Consider the following 24949-nt stretch of genomic DNA (forward strand, 5'->3'; position numbering starts at 1 on the left):
ACGGCTGCCTTTCCTCCGGCTCGCGACGGTTCCTATGCTCAAACGTACATCCAAGCATCACAGATGAGCGCAGCAGTTGCAGCGCGGTCAAGGGAGAACGTGTTGAACGTCGATGACGACATCCTGGCGGTAGCGCGCGGGCGGCTCCAGGCCGAGGCCGACGCCGTACGCGCCCTGATCGACACGATCGACGACACCCTCGTCACCGCCGCCTCGATGATCCTCTCCGGCACGGGCAAGCTCTTCATCGGCGGCTCCGGCACCTCCGGCACGGTCGCCCGGCGCATGGCGCACATCCTCTCCGTCACCGGCACGCCCTCGCTGCCCTTCTCGCCCATGGACGGCCTGCACGGAGCCTCCGGTGCCATCACCGCCGACGACCTCGTGCTGCTGATCTCCAACGGCGGCGCCTCCGACGAGGTCGTGCAGCTCGCCCGCATCGCCCGCGGCCGCGGCGCCCGTGTGATCGCCCTCACCCGCGGCCACGACACCCCCCTCGCGCGCCTCGCCGACCACAGCGTCGCCGTGGCCGTGCACCCCTCGGCCGACATCGGCGGCATCGTCGCCACCGGCGTCACCATCGCGCAGTCCGCGTGGGGCGACGCTCTCGCCGAAGTGCTCATGCGCGGCCGCGGCTACACGTGGGCCGAGTTCATGACCACGCACCCCGCCGGTGCCGTCGGACGACTCGAAGACCTGCCCCGCGACCCGGCCCGCCTCACGGTGCCCCCGTTCGAGGAGGCAGCGCGATGATCGACGTCGTCGCCGGGGTCGACAGCTCCACGCAGTCGTGCACGGTCGAACTGCGCGACGCCGCCACCGGTGCGCTCGTCTCCACCGGGCGCGCCCCGCACCCGGTCACGCACCCGCCCGTCAGCGAGCAGGACCCCGAGGCGTGGTGGGCCGCCCTGGTCGCGGCGATGGCCGAGGCCCGTCGCGGCGTGGACGTGCGCATCGTCGCCGTGGGCGTCGGCGCACAGTGCCACGGACTCGTCGTGTCCGACGCGGACGGCCGCGTGCTCCGCCCCGCCCGGCTGTGGAACGACACCACCTCCGCCCCGCAGGCCGCCGCCCTGCTCGCGCAGCACCCCGCCGCCTGGTGGGCGCAGGAGATCGGGATCGTGCCCTCCGCGGCCATCACCGTGTCGAAGCTCGCGCTCCTCGCCCAGACCGAACCGGAGACCCTCGCCCGCGCGCGCCACCTCTCCGTGCCGCACGACTGGCTGACGTACCGCCTCACCGGCCGCCGCGTGACCGACCGCTCCGACGCCTCCGGCACGGGCTACTACTCCGCCGCCACGGGCCGCTGGCGCACCGACATCCTCGACGAGGCGGTGGGCGAGCGCGACTGGGCGCCGCTGCTGCCCGAGGTGCTCGGACCCGACGAGTCCGCCGGACGCATCCTCCCCGCGGCTGCCGACGCCCTCGGCATCGACCGCGACGCGCAGGTGAGCGCGGGCGGCGGTGACCAGCACCTCGCCGCCCAGGGCATCGGGCTGGCCGAGGGCGACGTCGCGTACAGCCTCGGCACGTCCGGCGTCGTGTTCGCCACCACACCCCACCCGGTCGCCGACGTCACCGGGGCCGTGGACGGCGTCGCCAACGTCACCGGCGGGTACCTGCCGCTCGTGTGCACGCTCAACGCCACCAAGGTCACCGACACGGTCGCACGACTCCTCGGCGTCGACCACGCCGAGCTCACCGCGCTCGCACTCGCCGCCCCGCTCGACCCGGAGCGCCCCGTGCTCGCCGCCTACCTCGACGGGGAGCGCTCGCCGCGGCTCCCCTCCGCCCGGGGCATGCTCGCCGGGATCACCACCGCCACCAGCCGCGAGCAGCTCGCACTGGCGGCGTTCGAGGGCGTCGCGCTGGGACTGCTCCGCGGAGAGCGCGCGCTCGCGGCGCTCGGCATCCCCACCACGGGCCACACCATCGCGATCGGCGGCGGCGCCCGCTCCCTCGCCTACCGGCAGGTGATCGCCGACCTCACCCAGCGCCCCGTGCACACGGTCGACGCGCCCGAAGGCACCGCGCGAGGAGCCGCGATCCAGGCCGCCGCCGTGCACCGCGGAGAGACCGTCGCCGCCGTGACCGCCGCCTGGCGCCCCGCCACCACCTCGGTGACCGAGCCCGCCGCCGACCGCAGCGACGTGTGGGACCGCTACCTGCACCTCGCCGACCTGCAGGCCGAGCAGGCCCCGGTCCCGCAGCTTTCACAGGAGAGAGAGGACACTCATGTCTGAGATCCCGTCCACGATGACCGCCAGCGTGCTGCGGGGGGTGAAGGACCTCGCCCTCGAGCAGCGCCCCGTCCCCACGCCCGCCGCCGACGAGGTGCTCGTGGAGGTCGCGAGCGTCGGCGTCTGCGGCTCCGACGTGCACTACTACGAGCACGGCCGCATCGGCCCCTACGTCGTCGACACCCCGCTGATCCTCGGCCACGAGGTGAGCGGCCGCATCGTCGCGGTCGGCGCCGACGTCGACCCGTCCCGGGTGGGGGAGCGCGTCGCGATCGAGCCGCAGCGGCCCTGCCGTCGCTGTGACTTCTGCCGCGCGGGCGACTACAACCTCTGCCCGCAGATGAAGTTCTACGCGACGCCCCCGGTCGACGGCGCGTTCTGCGACTACGTGCTCATCCAGGACGACTTCGCCTACGCGGTGCCCGACGCGATCAGCGACCACGCCGCCGCCCTCATGGAGCCGCTGTCGGTCGGTATCGCGGCAGCGCAGAAGGGCGGCATCAAGGTGGGCGACACCGTGCTCATCGCGGGCGGTGGCCCCATCGGCATCATCGCGGCGCAGGTCGCGAAGGCGTTCGGCGCGGTCGACGTGGTCGTGGCCGACATCAACCCGGCCCGGCGTGAGCTCGCCGCCTCCTACGGTGCCCGCGTGGTCGACCCCGCGGCCGAGTCCACGGAGGACCTCGCCGCGAACGTGTTCATCGACGCGTCCGGCGCGACCCCCGCGATCGTGAACGGCATCCGCTCCACCCGGGCGGGCGGCACCGTGGTGCTGGTCGGTAGCGCGGACGAGTTCCCGCTGTCGGTGCCCGACGTGGCGATGCGCGAGCTCAACGTCACCGGGATCTTCCGCTACACCGGCACGTGGCCCATCGCCCGCGCGCTGCTCGAGTCGGGACAGGTCGAGCTCGACTCGCTCGTGACCCACGTGTACGGCATCGAGCAGGTGGAGGAGGCGCTGTCGGGCGAAGGATCGGTCGACTCCCTCAAGCGCATCGTCCTGCCGCGCGTGCGCCGCGTGGACGAGCCCTCCGTCAGGGCCGCGTCATGAGCGAGACGCTGCTGTCGGTCGACGGGGTCTCGAAGTCGTTCCCCGGCGTGAAGGCCCTCGACGACGTGTCGTTCGACGTGCGCCCCGGGACCGTGCACGCCCTGTGCGGCGAGAACGGCGCCGGCAAGTCCACGCTCATGAAGATCATCAACGGGATCTACCAGCCCGACGCCGGCACCGTCCGCGTGCGCGGCGAAGAGGTGCGCATCAAGAACCCGATCGACGCCCGCGCCCGCGGCATCGCGATGATCTCCCAGGAGCTCAACTACGTGCCGGGCATGACCATCGCGGAGAGCTTCTTCCTCGGCCGCCTGCCCATGAAGTACGGCAAGGTCGACTGGAAGCACATCCGCAGCGAGGCCCGCCGCATCCTCGCCGAGGAGGGACTCGACTTCTCCATCAACCGGCGCCTGGGCACCCTCACGGTGTCGGAGATCCAGACCCTGGAGATCCTCCGCGCGGTCTATCACAGCGCCGACGTGCTGATCATGGACGAGCCGACCTCGGCCATCGCGCACAGGGAGGTCGAGTCGCTGTTCGCGAAGATCCGCGACCTGCGCGCCCAGGGCAAGTCGATCATCTACATCTCGCACAAGATGGACGAGGTCTTCGAACTCGCCGACGACATCAGCGTGCTGCGCGACGGCACCGTCGTCAGCTCGCAGCCCGCATCGGAGATCACCTCGAGCCAGGTGATCGCGCAGATGGTGGGCCGCGACCTCGACCACCAGTCCTACCCGAAGGAGAAGGTCGAGATCGGCGACACGGTCTTCCGTGCCACCGGGCTGTCGGCCGCCCGCATGTTCGAGGACATCGACCTGCACATCCGGGCGGGCGAGATCGTCGGGCTCGCCGGGCTCATCGGCGCGGGACGCAGCGAGGTCATCCGCGCGGTGTTCGGCCTGGACAAGCTCGACGCCGGGGAGATCGAGGTCGACACGAAGGCCGTGAAGATCAAGAACCCCACCCAGGCGATCAAGGCGGGCGTCGCGATGCTGTCCGAGGACCGGCGCCTGGTGGGCATCGTGCCGCAGCTGAGCATCATGAAGAACGCCACGCTCGCGAGCCTGCGCAAGGTGATCCGCGGCGGCTTCGCCCGTCGCCGCGAGGAGGAGCAGCTCGTCACCGAGTACTTCCAGAAGATGAACGTCAAGGCGCCCAGCCTGCAGACGCGCATCGCGAACCTCAGCGGCGGCAACCAGCAGAAGGTGCTGCTCGCCCGCTGGCTGATCGCCGACCCGAAGGTGCTGCTGCTCGACGAGCCCACCCGCGGCATCGACGTGGGCGCGAAGTTCGAGATCTACAAGATCATGACCGAGCTCGCCCGCCAGGGCCGCGGCATCCTCATGATCTCGTCCGAGCTCCCCGAGCTCATCGGCATGTGCGACCGCATCTACGTGATGTCGGCCGGACGCCTCACCGCGGAGCTGACGCCCGATCAGTTCTCGCAGGAAACCATCCTCACCTACGCCATGAATGAAATCGAGGTGGCATGACAATGCTCTCCAACCTGAAGCGACTCGAGGTGAACCGCTACTCGATCTACATCATCCTGCTGGTGGTGATCGTCGCGGCGAGCTTCCTGAGCCCGAACTTCCTGAGCTCGGACAACATCTTCAACGTGCTGCGCCAGGTGGCGGTGATCACGATCCTCGCGTTCGGCGCGATGACGCTCATCATCGGCGGCATGATCGACCTGTCCGCGGGTGCCGTCATGGCGTTCGCCGGGGTCGTGTCGGTCCTGGTGTACAAGTCGACCGGCAACCTGCTGCTCGCGATCCTCGCCGGCATCCTCATCGGCATGCTGTGCAACCTCGTGAACGCGTTCCTCGTGGCGACCCTGAAGACGCCCGCGTTCATCGTGACGCTCGGCATGATGCTGATGGCCCGCGGGGCGGTGCTGGAGCTGACGCAGGGGCAGAACGTGCTGCAGCTGGGCGACTTCATCCTCATCGGCCAGGGCAACCTCGGCTGGCTGCCGATCCCCGTGCTGGTGCTCATCGGCGTGACCATCGTGATCTGGTATCTGATGAACCAGACCCGCTATGGCCGCTCCGTCTACGCGGTCGGCGGCAACGAGGAGGCGGCGCGCGCCGCGGGCATCTCGGTCGAGCGCGTGAAGTACCAGGCGTTCCTCGTCAACGGCGCCCTGGTGGGCATCGCGGGCGTGATCTTCATGTCGCGCGTCAACGCCGGGCTCCCCAACGCGGGCGTCGGCTACGAGCTGCAGGCCATCACCGCGCCGATCATCGGTGGCACGAGCTTCTCCGGCGGCGTCGGCACCGTCATGGGCACCCTCGCCGGTGCGCTGATCGTCGGCATCCTCGGCAACATCATGAACCTCATCGGGATCGGCTCCTACATCCAGCAGATCGTGATGGGCGCGATCATCGTCGTCGCCGTCGCCTACGACGTGTTCAGCAAGCGCGGCAAGGCGAAGACCACGATCCTCAAGTCCGACGCGAAGGGCGACCCGTTCCCCGTCGGAACCCCCTCGTCCGCATCCGACCCGGGAGGCGGCAGGACCACGTCCTGACCCCTCCGCACCGCTTCACCCCACCCACAGAAACAGGAGAAGACAATGAAGAGTCTTACCCGCAGGATCATCGCGATCGGCGCCGCTGCCGCCGCGGCGATCAGTCTCGCCGGCTGCGCCGTCACCACCGGGAACCCGACCGGGAACGGCGGCGGAGGCGCCTCGGAGGAGAAGGACGAGTACCGCGTCGCGTACATCGCCCGCGCCCAGGCCGACTCGTTCGCCGCCTGGCTCGCGAACGAGATGAAGGCCGAGGCCGACAACTACGACGACATCACGCTCGAGGTGTTCGACGGCCAGGCCGACGACGAGATCGAGAACAAGATGATCGAGAACGCGATCGCCAACCGTTTCGACGCGATCATCATCCAGGCGAACAACGCCGACGCGCAGCTGCCCTACATCCAGCAGTCGATCGACGCGGGCATCGTGACCATCACCACGAACCCGCGCGTCGAGGGCCTGAGCGGTGGCAGCTCGGTCGACGCCGACCCGTACAAGCAGGGTGCCGTGGTCGCCGAGCTCGCCGTGGAGCAGATCCCCGACGGCGCGAACGTCGTGGTGCTGAACGGCCCAGCGGGCAACTTCCACAGCACGGCCCGCCGTGACGCGTGGGAGAAGGAGTTCTTCGCGAAGCGCCCCGACGTGAAGATCGTCGCGGAGGACATCGCGAACTGGAACAAGGACGAGGCCATGACCCTCATGGAGGACTGGTCGCTCGCCAACCCGAAGATCGACGCGATCATCTCGATGAACGACAACATGGCGTCTGGCGCCCTGGAGGCCGTGAAGGGCAAGGGCGGCTTCGACGGCATCCTCGCGTTCGGCGTGGACGGCACCCCGGAGGCCACGCTGCTGATCGAGGCGGGCACCATGACGGCGACCTCGCTGCAGAACGCCCGCGAGCTCGCGCAGCTCAACCTCAAGGCCGTGCACGACCTACTCACGGGCGCCGAGGACGAGGTGAACGTCGACATCGGCAACCCGCTGATCACGAAGGACAACGTGCAGGAGTACATCGACCTGTACAAGGAAGCCGGACTCCTGGATCAGTGACACCAGGTCGGGGGAGCGGGCACCCGCCCGTTCCCCCGACCCGTGCCGCCCACACCCCGCCCACCCCTCTCGACGGAGGAACCCCGATGCGCGCACTCCCCGCCGCCGACGCCCCCGCCCTCGTGCGCGCGCTGGCCGCCGACGGCCGCCCGTTCCTGCTGGGTATCGTCGGCGCTCCCGGCGCCGGGAAGTCCACGCTCGCCGCAGCCCTGGGAGAGCCGGTGCTGCCGATGGACGGGTTCCACCTCGCCAACGAACGCCTCGACCGTCTCGGACTGCGTCACCGCAAGGGCGCTCCGGAGACCTTCGACGTGCACGGCTTCGTCGCCCTGCTCGCCCGACTGCGCGCGGGCGAGGCCGTGCTGGCCCCGCGCTTCGACCGCGAGCTCGACGCCGCGGTCGCCGGCGCCCTCCCGCTCTCCCCGCTCGACCGCGTGATCGTGGTCGAGGGGAACTACCTGCTGCACGACGCGGACGGCTGGGAGCGCGTGCGCCCCCTGCTCGACGAGGTCTGGTACCTCGACGTGCCCGACGACCTCCGCGTGCGCCGCCTCGTCGCCCGCCACGAGGCGCACGGCCGGTCGCACGCCGACGCCGTCGCCTGGGCCACCGACGTCGACGGCCCCAACGCCGTCCTCATCCGCGCCACCCGTCACCGGGCCGACGCGATCCTCACCCCGACCGAAGGAGTCGACGCATGAGCGTCATGGAAGCATTCGCCCTCACCGACCGCACCGCCCTCGTCACCGGCGCCACCCGTGGTCTCGGCCGGGAGTTCGCCCGCGCGCTCGCCGAGGCCGGGGCCGACGTGGTCGTGCACGGCCGCGACGAGGCCGCCGCCAGGGCGACCGCCGCCGAGATCGAGGCCGTCGGCCGCCGCGCCTGGGTCGTGCTCGGCGACCTGACCGACCGCGCCTCGGTCGACCGCATCGCCGCGGAGGCCATCGAGGCCACGGGCGGGCGGCTCGACATCCTCGTCAACAACGCCGGTGCGTGCATCCACCGCCCGGCGCTGGAGGTGACGGACGACGAGTGGTCGCACGTGATCGACACCAACCTCACCGCGCTGTGGCGGATGTCGCAGACGGTCGGCGCGCACATGGTGGCGCGCGGCTCCGGGTCGATCGTGAACGTCGGCTCCATCTCCGCGCAGATCGTGAACCGGCCGCAGATGCAGCCCGCGTACAACGCCTCCAAGGCCGCGGTGCACCACCTGACCAAGTCGCTCGCGGCGGAGTGGGCGCCGTCCGGCGTGCGCGTGAACGCCGTGGCCCCCGGCTACATCAAGACGGACATGTCGCCGGTGGACGAGCCGCGGTTCCGCCGGTTCTGGATCGAGGATTCCGCTCAGCAGCGTTACGCCACCCCGAGCGAGGTCAGCCCGTCCGTCGTGTTCCTCGCCTCTGACGCGGCGAGCTTCATGTCGGGTACCGTGCTCGTGGTCGACGGCGGCTACACGCTGTTCTGATCGCGAGACACACGCGAACGCCCGCTCCCGGGGGAGGAGAGCGGGCGTTCGTGCGTGCGGGGTCAGTCCTCGCCGTCGGCCTCGGGCATGCCGGGGCCGGGACCGGGGCGCACCTCGGCGTCGTCGCGGATGTCCACCCGCGTGGTGCCGTCGTGCTCGGACACCTCGATGCGCGGGGCGGCGTCGTCTTCGGTCGCGTCGGGCGCGGTCGTGAGCTGATCGTGCCGGTTCTCGTCGAACGAGCGGTCGTCGGTGGCTTCAGGCGTGCTCATGGTTCTCCTTCTGATCGGTGGGCGGGGTGGTGGGGGTGGTGCGGCTGCGGCCCCAGCGGGCGATGGCGTACAGCACGCCGCCCACCGCGAGCAGGATCGCCCCGAACAGCCACACCTGCGGGCGCTGCTGGGTGAGCAGCAGGATGCAGGACCCGATGCCGAGCACCGGCACGAAGGTCCAGACGCGGAAGTGGTCGTGCTCCACGCGGTCGCGCCGCAGCACCAGCACCGAGACGTTCACGCTGAGGAACACCACGAGCAGCAGCAGCACGACCGTCTCGGCCAGGGTCGCCAGGTCGCCGACGAGCGTGAGACCCATCGCGACGAGGGTGGTCGTGAGGATCGCCACCCACGGGGTCTTGCGGCGCGGCAGCACGCGGCCGAGCACCGACGGCAGCAGGTTCTGCTCGGCCATGCCGTAGGTGAGACGGCTGACCATGATCATGGTCAGCAGGGCGCCGTTGGCGACGGCGATGAGTGCGATGAGGCTGAACAGCCACGACGGCACGCTCACGCCGGTGGCCTCGACCACCGCGAGCAGCGGGCCGCTCGACTCCTGCAGCTCCGACGAGGGCAGGGCGACCGCGCTCGCCAGGCCCACCAGCACGTACACGACCCCGGCCGTGAGCAGGGCCCCGAACAGCGCGCGGGGGTAGGTGCGCCGCGGATCTTTGACCTCTTCGATCATGTTCGCCGAGGTCTCGAACCCCACGAACGAGTAGTACGCGATCACCGCGCCGGACAGCACGGCCAGTGCCACGTTCGACCCGTCGGGGGCGGCCATCGCGCGCGACACGTCGCCACCGCCACCGCCGACGAACACCGCGACCACGACGATCACGATCACCAGTCCGCTCAGTTCGATCGCGGTCATCACCAGGTTCGCGCCCATCGACTCACGGATGCCCCGGGCGTTCAGCAGGCCGACGAGCGCGAGGAAGGCGATCGCGACGGGGATGGTCGGCAGATCGACGAACGTGCCGAGATAGTCGCCCGCGAACGCGATCGCGAGCCCCGCGGCGCTGGTCACCCCGGCCGCGAGCATGCTGAAGCCCACCAGGAACGACACCAGCGGGCTGTGGAAGGCGCGTTCGGCGAACACGGCGGCACCGCCCGCGCGCGGGTACTTGGTGACCAGCTCGGCATAGGAGCCGGCCGTGAGCAGCGCCAGCAGCAGCGCCAGCACCAGGGGCGCCCACAGCAGGCCGCCGACCTTGCCCGACAGTACCCCCATGAGCGCGTAGATGCCCGCGCCGAGCACGTCACCGAGGATGAACGCGAACAGCAGGGGACCGGTGATCGCGCGACGGAGCCGGTCGGGCGCCTCGGTGCGGGGCTGAGTCTGGGAGGTCATGCTCGCACGCTAGGGCCCGGCCGCCGCGAGGGGCACGGGCTTGACAGGGGTGCGACGCATGCGCGACGGCGGGGCGTCCGCAGGCTCCGGCCGCGTCCAGCGAATACACAGGAAAGCCGCGCGGCTCCTCATCCTGACGCGGGGGAACCGCTATCGTCAGTGCCGCAAGGCGGGTCGTCGGCTTCGAATTGCCGAGCGGACGGGGGGCCGCCTTCAGTGACACAGAAAAGGGCACACTCATGACCGGTACACCGCGGAAGGCCATCGCCGAAGCGATCGCCACCTTCCTCTTCGTCCTCGCGATCATCGCGGCCGTCAACAGCGGCGGCCCGCTGACGCCGCTGGCGATCGGCTTCACGCTGATGGTGCTCGTGTACTCCACGGGCCACATCTCCGGCGCTCACCTGAACCCCGCCGTCTCGCTCGGCGTGTTCCTCCGCGGCGGCCTCAGCGTCGCCGACTTCGTCGCCTACCTGATCGCCCAGTTCGCGGGTGGCGCGCTCGCCGCGCTCGCCGCGCTCGCCGTGTGGCCCGCGGGCGACAAGGCCATGGTGATCGAGGTCGGCCCCGCGTTCCTGGTCGAGGCACTGTTCACGCTCATCCTCGTGTGGGTCGTGCTGAACACCGCCACGTCGAAGGACACCGCGGGCAACTCCTTCTACGGCCTCGCGATCGGTGCGACCGTGTTCATCGGTGCCGCCACGGTCGGCTCGATCTCGGGCGGCGGTTTCAACCCCGCCGTCGCGCTCGGCCTCTCGGTCAGCGGCCACTTCGCGTGGAGCTCGCTGTGGCTCTACATCGTGGCCCCGGCCGTGGGCGCGATCATCGCCGCCGTGCTGTTCCGCGTGCTCAACACCGACGACGCGAAGAAGATCGCCGCCGCCGAGTGACACCGTGACACCGAAGCGCCGCATCCTCCGGGGTGCGGCGCTTCTGCGTGTACGGGGTCAGCGGCGGGTGAGGCGACGACCGAGGCGACGGCGCAGCGCGGCGGACACCACGGCGACCACCGTGCCCACGGCCACGCCGATGAGCGTCTCGAGCACGCGGTCGGTCAGCAGCTCGTCGACCGGGGTGGGGGCGGCGAGGTGCACCATCAGCAGCGCGAGCGGGGTGACGAACACCATCGCGATGCCGTAGTTGCGGCCGATGAACAGCTCCGCGGCCCCCTGCAGCAGCACGACGAGCGCGATCACGGCGATCGGGGGAAGGTCGAGCGCCAGGACTCCGGCGGCCACGAGCACGCCGAGCAGCGTGCCGACCAGGCGCTGAATGCCGCGGATGATGCGGGCGTTGAGCTGCGCGCCGCTCACGGCCGCGACCGCGCCGACCGCCGCCCAGTACCAGTGAGTGCCGCCGAGCAGCAGCCCCACGATCGCGGCGCCGAGGATCGCGACCGCCACCGAGACCGCCATCTCGACCGCGACGGGGCCCACGGTCGGGCGGGCCTTCGGCGCCCCCTCCCCGGTGGTGCGCGTGACGACGGCCACCAAGGCCGTGAGCGTCAGGCCGAACAGCACGCTCGCACCACCCACCAGCAGCACGGCGCCGAACGAGGCCGGGGTGGCGGGGATGGTGGCACACGCCCCGGTCGCGAACACGGTGAACAGCGGGCCCGGCGGATGCCAGTGCATGACGTAGGCGAGCAGGGTGACCCCGGCCGCGACCACCGCGACGACCACGGCGCTGAGCACGGCGGGTGCGGCGAGCACCGACAGCGCCGTGCCGATCAGCATCGCGGCGAGCAGCACCCCGCCCGCGCTGGCCTGCATGCGGAGGCGGTCGCGGAACGCGTCGTGGCGGCCGTACAGCGCGGCGAAGGCGCCGAAGCTGGCGTAGATGCTGAGGTCGAGGCGGCCGAGCGCCCAGAGCACGAGCAGCGGGACGGCGACGCTCACGGCAGCACGGATCGCCACCCGGTGGTCGCCGCGGTGCGGGCCGACGCGCAGGACCCCCGTCCACACTCGTCCCTGCGATTCCGCCACCGATCCAGCCTACGTCCGTCGCCCGGGCGTCCGGTCGTCCGTGGCGCTGTGCGAGGGTGGGAGGGTGACCACGACCCCACCGCCCGCCCGCACGCTCCTGGTCGGTTTCGGCAAGCTCGGCGCCCGGCTCGCCCCGCGGCTGATCGCCGATGGGGGAGAGGTCGTGGCGCTCCGGCGCACCGACGCCGCCCTGCCCGCGGGCGTGGCCGGGGTGGTGGGAGACCTGGCCGCCCCGCTGCCGGAGCCCCTGCCCGCCGTGGACGCCGTGGTGATCACGCTGCCGCCCGGCGAGGGGCCCTCCGCGTATCCGGCGATGCTGGGGCACCTGTCCGCGGCCCTGCCCTCCCGGCCGTCGCGCACCGTGTTCGTGTCGTCCACGGGTGTCTTCGACGGGCCGGGGAGCCCCGTGCCGCTGACCGAGCGCGATGCCCCGGAGCCGACCACCGATCGCGGTCGCGGGCTGCGCGACGGGGAGCGCGCGGCGATCGACCTGTTCGATGCGGTGGTCGTGCGCCCCGCGGGGATCTACGGTCCGGGGCGCGAGTTCCTGGTGCGGCGCGTGCGGGAGGGCGCGGCCGTGACCCATCGCCGCCGCACGAACCGCATCCATGAGAGCGACCTGGTGCGCACGCTCGACCTGCTGCTGCGCCTGCCGGAGCCGCCGTCGCTCGTGCATGCGGTCGACGAGCGCCCGGTACCGCTGGGCGACGTGGTGGCGTTCCTCGCCCGGCGCCTCGGTGTGCCGGTGCCCCCGGACGACGGCGGCGACGCGAGCGGCCACGTCTACGACGGCGCGCTGCTGCGATCCCTGCTCGGGCCGCTCGAGTTCCCGACGTTCGAGGAGGGCTACGCCGCCATGCTCGACCGCGACGCCTCCGCCTGAGCCCCGCCCGCCCGACTCCGGCGTGCGGCTGACCGTCTGGTGCTAGCACAGAACGGTCACCTGCCGCCGTGATCGAGCGATCTCGGCGCGCTTCGATTGACTTGTCTGACGTCTGATATCTACCGTCGGAGTGTCCGAGCTATGCACCAGCAACAAAGGAGTTCCTCATGGCTTTCCCCTACCCCGATAAGGGATCGCGCGCCCGGCTGCGCACCATGACCCTCGCCGCAGCCGCCGCGGTCAGCGTCGTGGCTCTCGCCTCCTGTGCCGGCACCACCCCCGACTCCGACACAGCAGCAGGAGACGGCGAGCTCAGCGGCGAGGTGGTCTTCTGGCACAGCTTCACCCAGGGTCCCCGCGCCGAGTACATGGAGCGCATGGCCGAGGAATTCGAGGCGGAGCACCCCGACGTCGACATCACGATCGAGACATTCAGCTGGGGCGAGTTCCAGACCAAGTGGACCACCGGCCTCGCCGCCGGCCAGGTGCCCGACCTGTCCACCGCGCAACCGAACCAGGTCGTGCAGATGATCAACGTGGGCGCGCTCGCCCCGGTCGACGACGTGATCGACGCCATCGGCCGCGACCGCTTCACCGAGGCCGCGCTCGGCGAGGGCACCCTCGACGGCGTCTCCTACTCGCTGCCGATCTACTCCCACGCCCAGGTCATGTGGTACCGCGCCGATCTGCTCGAGGCCGCGGGGCTCGAGGTGCCGGAGACGTGGGACGAGCTCAAGGACGCGGCCGTCGCGCTCACCACCGGCCCCGACCAGTACGGGCTCGCGGTGCCGATGGGCACCAACGACCTCATGGGCACGCGCTTCCTCAACTTCTACCTCCAGTCGGCGGGCGAGAGCCTGCTCAAGGCGGACGGACGCGCCAACCTCACCTCCGACGCCGCGATCGACGGCATCGAGTACTGGGTGGACATGTACGAGAAGACGTCGCCCGAGGGGAGCGTCAACTACAACGTGCTCGACCAGGCGACGCTGTTCTACCAGGGCAAGACCGCGTTCGACTTCAACTCCGGGTTCCAGATCTCCGGCGTCGTCGGCACCTCCCCGCAGCTGGAATCGGTGATCAAGGCCGCGCCGCTGCCGCGCCTGGAGAAGGGCGACGAGCTGTACGGCGGGGAGACCTCCAATATCGCCACGGTCGTCTGGCAGAAGAGCGAGGTGCAGGAGGAGGCGAAGGCGTTCCTCGAGTTCCTCTACCAGGACGAGGACTACATCGACTTCCTGCACTCGGTCCCCGGCGGCATGCTGCCCTCACTGCAGGACATCGCCGAGAACGAGGCCTACCTCGACGACGAGACCTTGCAGCGCCATGCCGACAGCGTCGCGGTCATCGGCGAGGCGGTTCCGGCCGGCACCGCGATCGGCATGGAGACCGGTCCGCTCGTGCAGTCCGGCATCCTCACCAGTCAGGCCGTGATCGAGAAGATGCTGCAGGACATCGTTCTCAACGGCACCGACGTCAAGACCGCCGCGAAGGCGGCGGAGGATCAGCTCAACCAGCTGTTCGTCGCCTCCGGTGTTTCGTTCTGAGCCCCACCCCGGGTCTGGTCGCCCCGCGCGACCGGACCCCGGGTCCGCCATGACCTCCCGCTCCCGTCGCACCGTGCACCTCACGGGGGTGCTGTTCGTCGCCCCGTCCCTGCTGATCGTGGTGCTGCTGCTCTTCTACCCGGTGGTGTCGAGCGTCGTCTACAGCTTCACCAATCGGCATCTGCTGCGGCCCGCCGTCGAGTTCGTCGGCATCGACAACTTCGTCGCCGTGCTGCAGAGCGAGCAGTTCTGGAACGCGTTCCGGGTGTCGCTGCTGTGGACCGTCGCGTCGATCGCCGGGCAGCTGCTCGTCGGTTTCGTCGCCGCGATCGCGCTCAACCGCATCCGCCACCTCACCGGGCTGTTCCGCACGCTCCTGATCATCCCCTGGGCGTTCCCCGCGATCGTGATCGCGTTCGGCTGGCGCTGGATCCTCAACGACGTCTACGGGTTCCTGCCGAACCTGCTCACGCGGCTCGGACTCACCGCGCAGAACGTGAGCTTCCTGTCCAACCCCGACGTGGTGATGCTGACCGTGCTGGCCATCAACATCTGGTTCGGCGCGCCCCTGTTCATGGTCAACATCCTCGCGGCGCTGAAGACCGTGCCGAAGGAGCAGTTCGAGGCGGCGACCGTCGACGGGGCCAACGGGTGGCAACGGTTCGCGTTCATCACCCTGCCGCACGTGAAGAAGGTCGTCGGGTTGCTGGTCATCCTGCGCAGCATCTGGGTGTTCAACAACTTCGAGCTGCTGTTCCTGCTCACCGGCGGCGGGCCGGCCGGGCTCACCGAGACGCTGCCGATCTTCGCGTACCGCACCGGCTGGGGGCTCCAGCAGCTCGGCGTCGCCTCGGCCATCACCGTGCTGCTGCTGCTCTTCCTCCTGCTGCTCGGAGCGCTCGCGTTCCGGCTGCTCGACCGCTGGGACAAGAAGGACGCCTGATGTCGACGAGAACCCTGCGCCGCCTGTCCGCCGCGCCCGCCTATCTGTTCCTCACCGTGCTCGCGATCGTGTCGGTGTTCCCGCTCGTGTGGATCGTCACGTCGAGCTTCAAGAGCTCGGGCGAGCTGGCCACCGACCCGATCGGCTTCTGGCCGGACGCGTTCACGCTCGACCACTACACGCGCGTGCTGTTCGACCTGGGCATCCTCGGCAACCTCGGCAACAGCCTGTTCATCGCGCTGTCGACCACGGTCGTCACGATCGTCGTGAGTTCGACGTGCGCCTACGGCATCGTGCGCTTCTTCCCCCGCGTCGGGCAGAAGCTCACGCAGATCCTCATCAGCACGTACATGTTCCCGCCGATCCTGCTGGCCGTGCCGTACACGCTGATCATGATCTCGCTCGGCCTGATCAACACCTACGCCGGGCTCGTGCTGGCCTACCTGTCGTTCTCGATCCCGTACGCGGTGTGGATGCTGACCGCGTTCTACCAGACCGTCCCGGTCGAGATCGAGGAGGCCGCGCAGGTCGACGGTGCCGGCCGGTTCCGGGTGTTCGCGACCATCGCCACCCCGATCGTCGCGCCGGGCATCGTCGCCACCGCGATCTACACCTTCATCAACTCGTTCAACGAGTTCCTGTTCGCGCTGCTGTTCATCAACAGCAGCGAACGCATGCCGATCACGGTCGCCCTGTACTCGCTCAGCGGCTCCGAGGTCCTCGACTGGGGGGCCATGCTTGCGGCCTCGGTGGTCGTGGTCGTGCCGTCCGTCGTCTTCTTCCTCTTCATCCAACGCCACATCGCCGCCGGACTCTCGGAGGGGTCCGTCAAATGAACACAACCGTCGCATCGTCCACCGCCCGCCCTGAGCCCCACGAGGAGGTGCGCTACGGCCTGATCGGCTCCGGCTACTTCGGGCTCGCGCTCGGCCGCGGGTTCCGCCGGCTCCCCGGCGCGTCGATCACCCGCGTCTTCGACCCGGAGAACGCCGGCAACGCCGTGCGCGAGTTCGGCGCGACGGCCACCGCGAGCATCGAGGAACTGTGCCGGAGCGACGACGTGGACGCCGTGATCGTCGCCTCGCCGAACTGGGCGCATCGCGAGGCCGTGATCGCGGCGGCCGAGGCCGGAAAGCCCATCTTCTGCGAGAAGCCCATGGCACTGTCGTTCGAGGACTGCTCGGCGATGGTGGACGCGGCCGACGCGGCCGGGGTGCTGCTCATGTCGGGGCACGTGATGAACTTCATGAACGGCGTGCGCCGGGTCAAGCGCCTGGTCGCCGACGGCGTGCTGGGCGACATCGTCTACTGCCGCGCGGCCCGCAACGGCTGGGAGGAACCGCAGCCGTCCATCTCCTGGAAGAAGCGGCGCGAGCTCTCCGGCGGGCATCTGTACCACCACATCCACGAGCTCGACGTGGTGCAGTTCCTGCTGGGCGTGCCAGAGACGGCGACCATGGTGGGCGGCAACGTGGCGCACCGCGGCGCGCAGTTCGGCGACGAGGACGACCTGCTGCTCATCACGCTGGAGTTCCCCGGCGGGGCGTTCGCCACGCTCGAGTACGGGTCCGCGTTCCGCTGGCCGGAGCACTACCTCCTGGTGCAGGGCACGCTCGGCGCCGCTCGCATCGACATGACCGACACCGGGGTCACGGTGCGCCACTCGGGCCGCGAGGAGCGGTTCCTGCTGCACCGCACGGAGGAGGAGGATGCGCAGCGCACCGCCATCTACGCCTCCAGCTCGACCGACGGCGGCATCATGTACGGCAACCCGGAGAGCACCCCGCCCCTGTGGCTGAGCGGCATCGTGGAGGAGGAGACCGCGTACTTCCACGGGCTGCTGACCGGTGCCGCGCCCGAGCCGGAGTTCGCCGCGCTCACCGACGGCTCCGCGGCGCGGGCGTCCATCGCCACGGCCGACGCCCTCACGCTGTCGCTCGCCCAGGACCGCAAGGTGCGCATCGCCGAGATCCTGGAGGGCGCGCGTGCCCACGCCTGACTCCGTGGCCGCGCACCGCCGTGGGTCTGCAGGCCATGTACTATCGCGAGATCGAGGTGGGTCAGCTGCGTGAGTGACTCGGCCTGGTCGCCCCTCGCGGTGGCCGAAGCGGAAAGGGTGACGGTGGGAGCGATCCGGCTCAGCGTGCTGCACGCCGAGGCGTTCCGCTTCCCCGTCCCCTGGACGTTCCCGCCATCGGAGCTGCCGTACTCGATCCTCCGGCTGATCCGCTCCGGCACCGGGGAGATCGCTTTCGACGGGGTGCGGCACAGCGTCACGGCGGGCGACCTGGTGTTCATCCACGAGGGTGCGGTGCTGAGCTGTCGCGCCACCTCGTCCGACTTCTCGTTCGGCTCCATCCGGTTCTCCGCGTCGCTCGACGCGCAGGGCAGCGTCGCCGTCGGTATCCCGGTGCCGGCCGTGTCGGATGCCGGGGCGCACCCGACCGTGCGGGCGAACTTCGACGCCGTGATCGACGCGTGGGAGGAGGCCTCGGTCGGGAAGGCGATGCTCGCGTCGGGTCACCTGGCGGTCGTGCTCGGCACCGCGGCGGAGCTGATGGCCGACCGCGGGGTGACGGTCGCTCCGCCGTCGCGCCGGCGTGGGGTGCGTGCGCCCGTGCGCGCCAGGGACCCGCGGATTGCGCGCGTGGTCGACCATCTGCTGCTGGACGTGCGGCGCACGCCCGACGTCGCGACGCTGTGCGCGCTGGCACACATGAGCGAGTCCACTCTGCGCCGCACGTTCAAGGAGCAGACGGGGAAGACGATCGTCGCGTTCCTGCGGGAGGCGCGCATCTCGATCGCCGCCCGGCGCCTCGCCTTCGGCGACGACCCCATCGCCCGCATCGCGGAGGACGTGGGGCTGCCGGACGCGAACTACTTCGCCCGCAGTTTCCGGGAAGTGCTCCGCGTCACCCCGACCGAGTACCGCCGCCTGACCGCACAGACCTGAGCCCCGCCCGCGGATGGCGAACTAGCCTGGGGTGATGACGAGCTCGAGCGCCCGCGCGGCGGTGGACGTGGTCGACTGGCGGCGGAGGGTCTTCGCCCTGTACGAGGCCGTGCGCCGGGCGGACTCGCCGGAGGACGCGCACGAGCTGTGGCGCATCGAACGCGACGAGCTCATGCTGCATCACCCCGCCACGCCGCTGCTGCCGGAGGACCGGGTGCTGTTCGAGGGGTTGCCCATCGCGCCGTACGACCCGCAGTGGCGGTTCGCGCTGCCGATCCTGGAGGCGGAGCCCGCGGAGTTCGAGTTCGCGACGGGGACCGACGGCCTCGTACCGTTCGAGCGCGTCGGCGTGGTCGAGCTCCCCGATGCGGGCACTCTCGACGTGTGGCGGTTGCGCTCGTACGGGGGCGGGCTGTTCGTCCCGGTGCGGGACGCATCGGCGGGGCGACCCGGTGGCACGTACGGCGGCGGACGCTATCTGCTCGACACCATCAAGGGCGCCGACCTGGGCGGGGATGCGTCGCGGGGCACGATCGTGCTCGACTTCAACTTCGCGTACAACCCGTCGTGCGCGTACGACCCCGCATGGGCGTGCCCGCTCGCACCTGCGGGGAACGTGCTGCCCGTGGAGGTGCCGGTGGGGGAGCGGTACACCGGGGCGTAGTCGGCGCGGGGCCTCAGCCGAGGAACAGCGGCACGAGCGAGCCGATCAATCCGAGCACGCCGACCGCGGTGAACACGATCCCGAGCGTGCGCAGGACCCGCCGCGTGTGGGGTGGGTCGCCGATCCGTGCGCGAGCCGGGTTGTTGGCGCTGACGACGCCCGTGGTGAAGCCGTCGTCGACCACCGCCGGTTCGTGGCCTCGCAGCGGCCGCTCGTGGAAGTCGCCGCCCGCGAACCATCGGGCCATGGTCGTGCCGTCGCGTTCGACGATCGCGATCTCGATCGGGAGCCACGCGCCCTCGGCCATCCGCACCAGCAGGGCGATCAGCAGCAGGGGGATGCCCACGCCGAGACCGACCCACGACAGCACCTCGCCGACGAGGGCGAGGGTGTCGACGGACGGCATGATCCCATCGTAGGGACGCCGAAGGCCGGGAGCGCGCGCGGCGCGGTCAGCTCACGTTGTCCCGGAGCCACGGCAGCGGGTTGATCGCGACCGTGTTGATGTGCACCTCGAAGTGCAGGCAGGAGCCGAACACGTACCCGGTCGAGCCGACGTCACCGATGTACTGTCCGGCTTCGACGCAGTCGCCGACCTCCACGGCGCGCGTGCCGTGCTTCAGGTGCGAGTACACGGTGCTGACGGCCTGGCCGTTGACGATGCTCTCGATCTGGATGGTGACGCCGTAGCCCTGGTAGCTCTCCGTGGAGCGCGACACGCAGCCCTTCATGGCGGCGTTGATCGGGGTGCCGATGCCGGCGGCGAAGTCCTGACCCAGGTGCGATCGGCCGGGCCGGGAGGCGCCGAAGCCGTCGGTGAACGAGTACGTCCCGTCCGCCATGGGCATGACCACCCGGTCGGCGACGGGGATGTCCATCGCGCTGCTGAGCGGCATCCCCGCGGCGATGGCGGCCGCGGCCGCGCGGGCGTGCGTCTCCTTGATCTCCTCGGGCGTCGTCGCTGCGAAGGAGCCGCGGGCGGAGATCGTGGCACGGATGGCATCGGTGGCCGTGTAGGACTGTGCGGCGTCCTTCAACGCTGCCGCGCCGGCGACGGTCGCCACGGCGTCGTCGCCGCCGGGTGCCAGCACCGGCAGGGCGGCTCCGGTCACCATCACGCCGACGGCGAAGACGGCGCCGAGCGCCTTGATCTTGGACGCGGCGGTGCCGCGCGGGCGCTTCGCCAGGCGCGGGCGCCGGGGGCCGCGCGGGAAACGGGGGGTGCGCGGTGCGGCGGCGGATGTCGCCGTTTCGGGTGCGGGGGCCTCGGGGGCGGCGGCCGTTTCGGGCGCGGGGGCCTCGGGGGTGGAGGCGGGTGCGGGGGCGGCAGCCTTGGGGACGGCAGCCTCGGGGGTGGCGGTGGGCGCGGGGGCGGCAGCCTCGGGGGTGGAGGCGGCGTCGGTTCCCGGTGCGGCAGCCTCAGGGGCGGTGGAGGGTGCGGTCTCCGGGGAGGGCCGTTCTGCCCTGGCGCGGAGGGCGGCGCGGGTGGAGGGTGCCGGCGTTGCCGTGGGGGTCGGCTCCTGCGGTGCCGAGGCGGATGCCCGGCGTCGGTCGCGGCGCAGCGGGGGCTGTGGAGCGATCGCGGTTTCTGCGGGGTCGAGCGGGGCGTCCTCGTGCGAACGTCCGGAGGCCAGAGAAGACGTGACAGGGTCCTTCCGCGATCGGGTCATGCCGTGCACCGGCCCCTTCGGGAGGGCCGTTACCGTCCCGTAACCTACGTTGCCGTTCGGGGGCGCGTCAAATCCTCCGTGCCGGTATGCCCGTCGGGTCGCCCGCCAGCTCGCGGGATGCACCGTCCGCGCGGCGACACTTTCGCTGGGCGGATGGCCTACGCGAGGAATCACCCCCGGGGCGGTAGATTCCAGCTGTCAGCCGGAGCATCGACACTGAGAAGAGCCGCCCATGTCCGATCCCCGCGTCACGTCGCTGCGCGTCCGTCCCCGCATCTGGATTGGCCTCGCCATCTGGCTGGCCTACGCCATCCTGGTCTTCGTCGTGCAGCAGCTGAGTGGTGTTCCGTACACCGACTTCGGCCGCGACGGCGGCACACTCTTCTTCGGTGCCGGGCTCTCGCTCATCGTCGGCGCGATCTTCCTCGCGATCACCGCGAGCCTGCTCGGCTGGTGGCGCCCCGCGCTGTTCGACCGCGCGCACAGCGCCCGCTGGCCGATCTTCGTCCCCGCGATCATGGCGGTCGCGCTCCTCATCAACCTCGCGAGCACCGACTGGGGCTCGTACGACGTCGGCTTCTTCGCCGCGTCCATCGTGCTGCTGCTCGTCGGCTTCACGGAGGAGATGGCCACCCGTGGCCTCCTGCTGGTGGGCCTGCGCAGCCGACTCCACGAGGGCTGGGTGTGGTTCATCAGCTCGGCCGCGTTCGCCCTCATGCACCTGACGAACGCGCTTGCCGGCCAGGACCTCGGCCTCACGCTCACCCAGGTGGGCATGGCGTTCCTCGGGGGCACGGTGTTCTACATCCTGCGCCGCACGACCGGCACCCTGATCTGGGCCATGGTGCTGCACGGGCTGTGGGACTTCTCCACCTTCGCGGTCGGTCACGGCACCCCCGGACCGCTCGCCGCACTCGGTGGCACTGTCAACCTCGTCGCGGGTATCGCCGGGATCGCCGTCGTCGCCTTCGTCATCCGCGGTGCGAACGAACGCACCGCGGACGCCGCAGAACCATCGCGGAACTGAAGCGCGCCGCAGCGAGGAAGGGAGCCACTCACGAAGGTGCGGAGTGGCTCCGGAGGCCGGTGATGGAGGGGCTGACGGGAATCGAACCCGCGCTGTCTGCTTGGGAAGCAGAAGTTCTACCATTGAACTACAGCCCCGAACCCGCCCGAGAGCAGGTGAGGGAAAGCCTACCTGTCTCCCGGGCCAGGGCCAAAGCGCGACTCAGGGTCGCGCGTCGACGAGGCGCTGCCGCTGACTGCCGAGGCCCTCGATGCCGAGCTCGACCACGTCTCCGGCGCGCAGGTACGGGAAGCGGCCGGACAGCGCGACGCCCTGCGGGGTGCCGGTGTTGATCAGGTCGCCCGGCTCGAGCACCAGGTACTGCGACAGGTGGTGCACGATCTGCGCCACCGTGAAGATCATGTCGGCGGTGTTCGAGTCCTGACGCGGCTCCCCGTTCACGCGCGACCACAGGTGCAGCGCCTGCGGGTCCACCTCGTCGGCGGGCACGAGCGCCGGGCCGAGCGGGTTGAACGTCTCGGCGTTCTTGCCCTTCGACCACTGCCCGCCCGAGTGCTCCACCTGAAACGCCCGCTCCGACACATCGTGTGAAACCACGTACCCCGCCACGTGCGCGAGGGCGTCCTCCGGGCTCGCGAGGTAACGCGCCCTGGTGCCGATCACGATGCCCAGCTCCACCTCCCAGTCCACCTTCTCGGCGCCCGGCGGGATCAGCACGTCGTCGAACGGCCCGACGATCGTGTTCGGGTGCTTGTGGAACAGGATCGGCACCGACGGCGGGGCGTCGCCCGACTCGGCGGCGTGCGCGGCGTAGTTCTGCCCGATGCACAGCACCGCCATCGGACGCGCGATCGGGGCACCGACGCGCAGCGCCTCCGCGCCGTCGAGCACGGGCAGGTCGCCCGCCGCGAGCGCCTCCCGCGTGCGGGCGATGCCGTCGCGGGCGAGGAACGTGCCGTCGATGTCGGCCGTGATCCCGGCGAGGTCGTACGTGGTGCCGTCGTGTCGCACGGCGGGGCGTTCGGCGCCGGGGGCGCCGAGACGAAGGAACTCCATTTGTCGTGTCTCCGGGGGTCAGTGGGTGTACGGGCGGTGCTTCTCGATCGCGTCGGAGAGCTCGACGCCGAAGCCGGGGGTCTCCGGCACGCGCAGGCGACCGTTCACCGGCACGGGCTCGCCCTCGAGCATGGGCGAGAACATCGGCACGACCTCCTCCGCGGTCGGGTGCATCATCAGGAACTCCGCGAACGGGCTGTTCGTGCGTGTCACCACGAAGTGGTACGAGTACACGGACGAGCCGTGCGGGACCACCATCGTGCCGTGGGCGTCGGCGAGCGCGGAGATCTTCAGCAGCTCGGTGATGCCGCCGCACCAGCCCACGTCGGGCTGGATCAGGTCGACCCCGGTCTCCAGCAGCTGGCGGAAGCCCCACCGCGTGGCCTCGTGCTCGCCGGTCGTGATGAGCATCGAGGCGGGGGCGCGCTTGCGCAGCTCGGCGTAGCCCCAGTAGTCGTCGGGGATCAGAGCCTCCTCGATCCACTTCAGGCCGTAGTCGGCCGCGGCGTGCGCGAGGCGCGTGGCGTACTCGACGTCGAGCGACATCCAGCAGTCGTACATCAGCCAGAAGTCGTCGCCGACCTTCTCCCGCATGTCCGCGAGCAGGGCGATGTTCTTGCGCAGACCCTCCTCGCCCTCCGCGGGGCCGTGGTGCAGCGGCATCTTCCCGCCGAGGAACCCCAGCTCCTTCGCGCGGTCGGGCCGCGCCCCCGTGGCGTAGAACTGCAGCTCGTCGCGCACCGGGCCGCCCAGCAGCTCGAACACCGGCACCTGGCGCACGCGGCCCAGCAGGTCGTACAGGGCCAGGTCGACGCCGCTGATCGCGTTGAGCACGACGCCGCGACGGCCGTAGTACAGCGTCGACTTGTACATCTGATCCCAGATGCGCTCGATGTCGGTGATCTTCCGGCCCTCCAGGAACCGGGCCAGGTGCTTCTCGACGATGAACGCCCCGAGCTCGCCCGCCGTGGTGACGGAGAAGCCGACGGTGCCGTCGCTCGCCTCGATCTCCACCACGAGCGTGCCCAGCACGTTGAGCCCGAAGCTCTGCCGCGACTGCCGGTACTCGGGGTACACGCTCATCGGCGTCGCGATGTGGTCGTCGATCCAGTGGTCGGCACCCTGGTCGTGGTAGTCGGCGCCGCCGCCACGGACGGTGTAGGCGCGGACCTCGCGGATGGTGGGCGTGCCGGTCATCGTTCCTGTTCCTCTCGGTCGAACCGGACAAGGACCTTGCCCGGGGTGCCGTCGCCCGCCGCGAGGGCGGAGAAGGCGCTGTCGGCGTCGGCGACGTCGATCTCGCGGCTGATCAGCGCGCGGTAGACGTCGGGTTCGGCGCCGATGATGGCTGCGGCGTCGGTGAAGTCGCCGGAGCCGTACGTGAAGCTGCCGATCAGGGAGCGCTCCTCCGTGCTCACCAGGAACGCGTCGAGCGTCACCTGCGGCGCGCCCATGCCCACCAGGCACACCGGGGCGCCGAGCGTGGTGCTGGTGAGGGCGTCGCGCAGCGTCGGGGTGATGCCGACCGCGTCGACGGCCGCATCCGCCAGCCCGCCGCCCGCGAGCAGCTGCTCCGCGACGGGACCGGCCGCGGGGTCGATCGTGTCCGCACCGAGGCGCTGCACGAGCTCGCGGCGGGCGGGGTCCATTTCGCTCACCACGATCGACCCCGCGCCCGCGTCGCGCAGCGCGATCACGACCGACTGCCCGATCGGGCCGCCGCCGATCACCAGCACGCGTCCGAGGCTCTCGGCCGGCAGGCGGCGCACCGCGTGCACGGCGACCGCGAGGGGCTCGATCAGTGCGCCGAGCTCGATCGGCAGACCCTTCGGCAGCGGCACCACGTTGCGCGCCGGCACCACCACGTAGTCGGCGAACGACGCGGGGATGTCCTTCGCGACACCGATCACGTGCTTGCCGGGGTGGTGCTGCTCGCGGCCCGCGTAGGCGTACGCATCCTCGGCCGGCACGACGACGGGGTTGAACGTGACGGGCGTGCCCTCGACCAGCCCGTGCACGTCCGCCCCGACCGCGGCGATCGTGCCGCTCGACTCGTGCCCCATGACCTGCCCGGGGAAGCGGCGGCCGTTCTCGCCCGTGTACCCGTGCACGTCCGACCCGCAGATGCCGGTCGCGGCCACCCGGATGAGGACGTCGCCGGGGCCGGGCCGGGGGACCGGGGCCTCGCGGACGTCGAGGCGTCCGATCTCGGTGAGGACGAGCTCGCGCATGGGCGTTTCTCCT

At 70.8% G+C, this 24949-nt stretch carries 25 protein-coding genes and 1 tRNA gene; 17 read left to right on the forward strand and 9 right to left on the reverse strand.

The features are described from left to right. Nucleotides 1-63: 63 nt before the first annotated feature. The 8 genes from KE274_RS06105 to KE274_RS06140 all read left to right on the forward strand — a co-directional run bounded on the left by KE274_RS06105 (nucleotide 64) and on the right by KE274_RS06140 (nucleotide 8351). Complete coding sequence (locus KE274_RS06105; RefSeq protein WP_211541881.1) at nucleotides 64-753, forward strand: SIS domain-containing protein; 690 nt, start codon at nucleotides 64-66, stop codon at nucleotides 751-753. Continuing rightward, a complete protein-coding gene (gene xylB, locus KE274_RS06110; RefSeq protein ID WP_211541883.1) occupies nucleotides 750-2243 on the forward strand; it encodes a xylulokinase in 1494 nt (497 codons plus the stop codon). The genes KE274_RS06105 and xylB overlap by 4 nt, the downstream gene beginning before the upstream one ends. Next, nucleotides 2236-3291 carry an NAD(P)-dependent alcohol dehydrogenase gene (locus KE274_RS06115; protein ID WP_211541885.1) on the forward strand — a complete coding sequence of 352 codons (1056 nt, stop codon included), beginning with the start codon at nucleotides 2236-2238 and terminating at the stop codon, nucleotides 3289-3291. Before xylB ends, KE274_RS06115 begins: the two co-directional genes overlap by 8 nt. Then, nucleotides 3288-4787, forward strand: coding sequence for a sugar ABC transporter ATP-binding protein (locus KE274_RS06120; protein WP_211541887.1), 1500 nt, complete (start codon nucleotides 3288-3290; stop codon nucleotides 4785-4787). The genes KE274_RS06115 and KE274_RS06120 overlap by 4 nt, the downstream gene beginning before the upstream one ends. Further along, nucleotides 4784-5827, forward strand: coding sequence for an ABC transporter permease (locus KE274_RS06125; protein WP_249186118.1), 1044 nt, complete (start codon nucleotides 4784-4786; stop codon nucleotides 5825-5827). The genes KE274_RS06120 and KE274_RS06125 overlap by 4 nt, the downstream gene beginning before the upstream one ends. Before the next feature lie 45 nt (nucleotides 5828-5872). Beyond that, a complete protein-coding gene (locus tag KE274_RS06130) occupies nucleotides 5873-6883 on the forward strand; it encodes a sugar ABC transporter substrate-binding protein (RefSeq protein ID WP_211541889.1) in 1011 nt (336 codons plus the stop codon). A gap of 86 nt (nucleotides 6884-6969) precedes the next feature. Further along, nucleotides 6970-7584 (forward strand): nucleoside/nucleotide kinase family protein, encoded by a 615-nt coding sequence (locus KE274_RS06135; protein ID WP_211541891.1) that lies wholly within the window; start codon nucleotides 6970-6972, stop codon nucleotides 7582-7584. Next, on the forward strand, nucleotides 7581-8351 hold the full coding sequence (locus KE274_RS06140; protein WP_211541893.1) for an SDR family NAD(P)-dependent oxidoreductase: 771 nt from the start codon (nucleotides 7581-7583) through the stop codon (nucleotides 8349-8351). Before KE274_RS06135 ends, KE274_RS06140 begins: the two co-directional genes overlap by 4 nt. 62 nt (nucleotides 8352-8413) lie before the next feature. Here KE274_RS06140 and KE274_RS06145 read toward each other — a convergent pair whose 3' ends face one another. After that, nucleotides 8414-8623, reverse strand: a complete 210-nt coding sequence (locus KE274_RS06145; RefSeq protein ID WP_211541895.1) for a multidrug transporter — start codon at nucleotides 8621-8623, stop codon at nucleotides 8414-8416. Beyond that, nucleotides 8610-9977 (reverse strand): APC family permease, encoded by a 1368-nt coding sequence (locus KE274_RS06150; RefSeq protein WP_211541897.1) that lies wholly within the window; start codon nucleotides 9975-9977, stop codon nucleotides 8610-8612. Before KE274_RS06150 ends, KE274_RS06145 begins: the two co-directional genes overlap by 14 nt. Nucleotides 9978-10216: 239 nt before the next feature. Between KE274_RS06150 and KE274_RS06155 the strand changes: the two genes are divergently transcribed. Next, the gene (locus KE274_RS06155; protein ID WP_211541899.1) at nucleotides 10217-10867 is read left to right on the forward strand and encodes an MIP/aquaporin family protein; all 651 of its coding nucleotides are present in this window, start codon (nucleotides 10217-10219) and stop codon (nucleotides 10865-10867) included. Between the two features lie 57 nt (nucleotides 10868-10924). Here KE274_RS06155 and KE274_RS06160 read toward each other — a convergent pair whose 3' ends face one another. Then, a complete protein-coding gene (locus KE274_RS06160) occupies nucleotides 10925-11962 on the reverse strand; it encodes an FUSC family protein (protein WP_211541901.1) in 1038 nt (345 codons plus the stop codon). Nucleotides 11963-12026: 64 nt separating this feature from the next. On the opposite strand from KE274_RS06160, the gene KE274_RS06165 reads away from it, so the two are divergent. The 7 genes from KE274_RS06165 (at nucleotide 12027) to KE274_RS06195 (ending at nucleotide 18952) form a co-directional block, all read left to right on the forward strand. Then, nucleotides 12027-12845, forward strand: coding sequence for a sugar nucleotide-binding protein (locus tag KE274_RS06165; protein WP_211541903.1), 819 nt, complete (start codon nucleotides 12027-12029; stop codon nucleotides 12843-12845). A gap of 167 nt (nucleotides 12846-13012) precedes the next feature. Next, complete coding sequence (locus tag KE274_RS06170) at nucleotides 13013-14392, forward strand: ABC transporter substrate-binding protein (protein ID WP_211541905.1); 1380 nt, start codon at nucleotides 13013-13015, stop codon at nucleotides 14390-14392. A 49-nt stretch (nucleotides 14393-14441) separates the two neighbouring features. Then, nucleotides 14442-15335: a carbohydrate ABC transporter permease gene (locus tag KE274_RS06175; RefSeq protein ID WP_211541907.1), complete on the forward strand. Its 894-nt coding sequence runs from the start codon at nucleotides 14442-14444 to the stop codon at nucleotides 15333-15335. Then, nucleotides 15335-16171 (forward strand): carbohydrate ABC transporter permease, encoded by an 837-nt coding sequence (locus KE274_RS06180; protein WP_211541909.1) that lies wholly within the window; start codon nucleotides 15335-15337, stop codon nucleotides 16169-16171. Before KE274_RS06175 ends, KE274_RS06180 begins: the two co-directional genes overlap by 1 nt. After that, nucleotides 16168-17334 carry a Gfo/Idh/MocA family protein gene (locus KE274_RS06185; protein ID WP_211541911.1) on the forward strand — a complete coding sequence of 389 codons (1167 nt, stop codon included), beginning with the start codon at nucleotides 16168-16170 and terminating at the stop codon, nucleotides 17332-17334. Before KE274_RS06180 ends, KE274_RS06185 begins: the two co-directional genes overlap by 4 nt. A 69-nt stretch (nucleotides 17335-17403) precedes the next feature. Then, entirely contained in the window at nucleotides 17404-18288 is an 885-nt protein-coding gene (locus tag KE274_RS06190) for a helix-turn-helix transcriptional regulator (protein WP_211541913.1), read from the forward strand. A 34-nt stretch (nucleotides 18289-18322) separates the two neighbouring features. Continuing rightward, complete coding sequence (locus KE274_RS06195; protein ID WP_211541915.1) at nucleotides 18323-18952, forward strand: DUF1684 domain-containing protein; 630 nt, start codon at nucleotides 18323-18325, stop codon at nucleotides 18950-18952. 13 nt (nucleotides 18953-18965) lie between these two features. On the opposite strand, the gene KE274_RS06200 is transcribed toward KE274_RS06195, so the two are convergent. Both KE274_RS06200 and KE274_RS16640 read right to left on the reverse strand, forming a co-directional pair. After that, nucleotides 18966-19358 (reverse strand): hypothetical protein, encoded by a 393-nt coding sequence (locus tag KE274_RS06200; RefSeq protein ID WP_211541917.1) that lies wholly within the window; start codon nucleotides 19356-19358, stop codon nucleotides 18966-18968. Between the two features lie 46 nt (nucleotides 19359-19404). Beyond that, entirely contained in the window at nucleotides 19405-20622 is a 1218-nt protein-coding gene (locus KE274_RS16640) for a M23 family metallopeptidase (RefSeq protein ID WP_283091345.1), read from the reverse strand. A 232-nt stretch (nucleotides 20623-20854) separates the two neighbouring features. Here KE274_RS16640 and KE274_RS06210 point away from each other — a divergent pair, with 232 nt between their 5' ends. Continuing rightward, nucleotides 20855-21649: a CPBP family intramembrane glutamic endopeptidase gene (locus tag KE274_RS06210; protein ID WP_249186119.1), complete on the forward strand. Its 795-nt coding sequence runs from the start codon at nucleotides 20855-20857 to the stop codon at nucleotides 21647-21649. A 63-nt stretch (nucleotides 21650-21712) separates the two neighbouring features. Here the strand turns inward: KE274_RS06210 and KE274_RS06215 are convergent. The 4 genes from KE274_RS06215 to KE274_RS06230 all read right to left on the reverse strand — a co-directional run bounded on the left by KE274_RS06215 (nucleotide 21713) and on the right by KE274_RS06230 (nucleotide 24936). Then, nucleotides 21713-21786: transfer RNA gene (locus tag KE274_RS06215), tRNA-Gly, on the reverse strand. Nucleotides 21787-21850: 64 nt separating this feature from the next. Then, nucleotides 21851-22705 (reverse strand): fumarylacetoacetate hydrolase family protein, encoded by an 855-nt coding sequence (locus tag KE274_RS06220; RefSeq protein WP_211541918.1) that lies wholly within the window; start codon nucleotides 22703-22705, stop codon nucleotides 21851-21853. 18 nt (nucleotides 22706-22723) lie between these two features. Next, nucleotides 22724-23902, reverse strand: a complete 1179-nt coding sequence (gene rhmD, locus KE274_RS06225; RefSeq protein ID WP_211541921.1) for an L-rhamnonate dehydratase — start codon at nucleotides 23900-23902, stop codon at nucleotides 22724-22726. Further along, nucleotides 23899-24936 (reverse strand): zinc-dependent alcohol dehydrogenase, encoded by a 1038-nt coding sequence (locus KE274_RS06230; RefSeq protein ID WP_211541922.1) that lies wholly within the window; start codon nucleotides 24934-24936, stop codon nucleotides 23899-23901. The genes rhmD and KE274_RS06230 overlap by 4 nt, the downstream gene beginning before the upstream one ends. Between the last annotated feature and the right edge of the window lie 13 nt (nucleotides 24937-24949).

Origin of the sequence: Microbacterium paraoxydans (assembly GCF_018224615.1) — a bacterium.
GTDB classification, from domain to species: domain Bacteria; phylum Actinomycetota; class Actinomycetes; order Actinomycetales; family Microbacteriaceae; genus Microbacterium; species Microbacterium paraoxydans_B.

Bases quoted from the DNA above. Each gene is read 5' to 3' on its own strand.
- KE274_RS06210 (WP_249186119.1), top strand. From the start codon at position 20,855: ATGTCCGATCCCCGCGTCACGTCGCTGCGCGTCCGTCCCCGCATCTGG.
- KE274_RS06125 (WP_249186118.1), top strand. From the start codon at position 4,784: ATGACAATGCTCTCCAACCTGAAGCGACTCGAGGTGAACCGCTACTCG.
- KE274_RS06180 (WP_211541909.1), top strand. From the start codon at position 15,335: ATGTCGACGAGAACCCTGCGCCGCCTGTCCGCCGCGCCCGCCTATCTG.
- KE274_RS06150 (WP_211541897.1), bottom strand. From the start codon at position 9,977: ATGACCTCCCAGACTCAGCCCCGCACCGAGGCGCCCGACCGGCTCCGT.
- KE274_RS06145 (WP_211541895.1), bottom strand. From the start codon at position 8,623: ATGAGCACGCCTGAAGCCACCGACGACCGCTCGTTCGACGAGAACCGG.
- KE274_RS06185 (WP_211541911.1), top strand. From the start codon at position 16,168: ATGAACACAACCGTCGCATCGTCCACCGCCCGCCCTGAGCCCCACGAG.
- KE274_RS06200 (WP_211541917.1), bottom strand. From the start codon at position 19,358: ATGCCGTCCGTCGACACCCTCGCCCTCGTCGGCGAGGTGCTGTCGTGG.
- KE274_RS06135 (WP_211541891.1), top strand. From the start codon at position 6,970: ATGCGCGCACTCCCCGCCGCCGACGCCCCCGCCCTCGTGCGCGCGCTG.
- KE274_RS06220 (WP_211541918.1), bottom strand. From the start codon at position 22,705: ATGGAGTTCCTTCGTCTCGGCGCCCCCGGCGCCGAACGCCCCGCCGTG.
- xylB (WP_211541883.1), top strand. From the start codon at position 750: ATGATCGACGTCGTCGCCGGGGTCGACAGCTCCACGCAGTCGTGCACG.
- KE274_RS06140 (WP_211541893.1), top strand. From the start codon at position 7,581: ATGAGCGTCATGGAAGCATTCGCCCTCACCGACCGCACCGCCCTCGTC.
- KE274_RS06120 (WP_211541887.1), top strand. From the start codon at position 3,288: ATGAGCGAGACGCTGCTGTCGGTCGACGGGGTCTCGAAGTCGTTCCCC.
- rhmD (WP_211541921.1), bottom strand. From the start codon at position 23,902: ATGACCGGCACGCCCACCATCCGCGAGGTCCGCGCCTACACCGTCCGT.
- KE274_RS06155 (WP_211541899.1), top strand. From the start codon at position 10,217: ATGACCGGTACACCGCGGAAGGCCATCGCCGAAGCGATCGCCACCTTC.
- KE274_RS06170 (WP_211541905.1), top strand. From the start codon at position 13,013: ATGGCTTTCCCCTACCCCGATAAGGGATCGCGCGCCCGGCTGCGCACC.
- KE274_RS06230 (WP_211541922.1), bottom strand. From the start codon at position 24,936: ATGCGCGAGCTCGTCCTCACCGAGATCGGACGCCTCGACGTCCGCGAG.
- KE274_RS06105 (WP_211541881.1), top strand. From the start codon at position 64: ATGAGCGCAGCAGTTGCAGCGCGGTCAAGGGAGAACGTGTTGAACGTC.
- KE274_RS06130 (WP_211541889.1), top strand. From the start codon at position 5,873: ATGAAGAGTCTTACCCGCAGGATCATCGCGATCGGCGCCGCTGCCGCC.
- KE274_RS16640 (WP_283091345.1), bottom strand. From the start codon at position 20,622: ATGACCCGATCGCGGAAGGACCCTGTCACGTCTTCTCTGGCCTCCGGA.
- KE274_RS06115 (WP_211541885.1), top strand. From the start codon at position 2,236: ATGTCTGAGATCCCGTCCACGATGACCGCCAGCGTGCTGCGGGGGGTG.
- KE274_RS06195 (WP_211541915.1), top strand. From the start codon at position 18,323: ATGACGAGCTCGAGCGCCCGCGCGGCGGTGGACGTGGTCGACTGGCGG.
- KE274_RS06175 (WP_211541907.1), top strand. From the start codon at position 14,442: ATGACCTCCCGCTCCCGTCGCACCGTGCACCTCACGGGGGTGCTGTTC.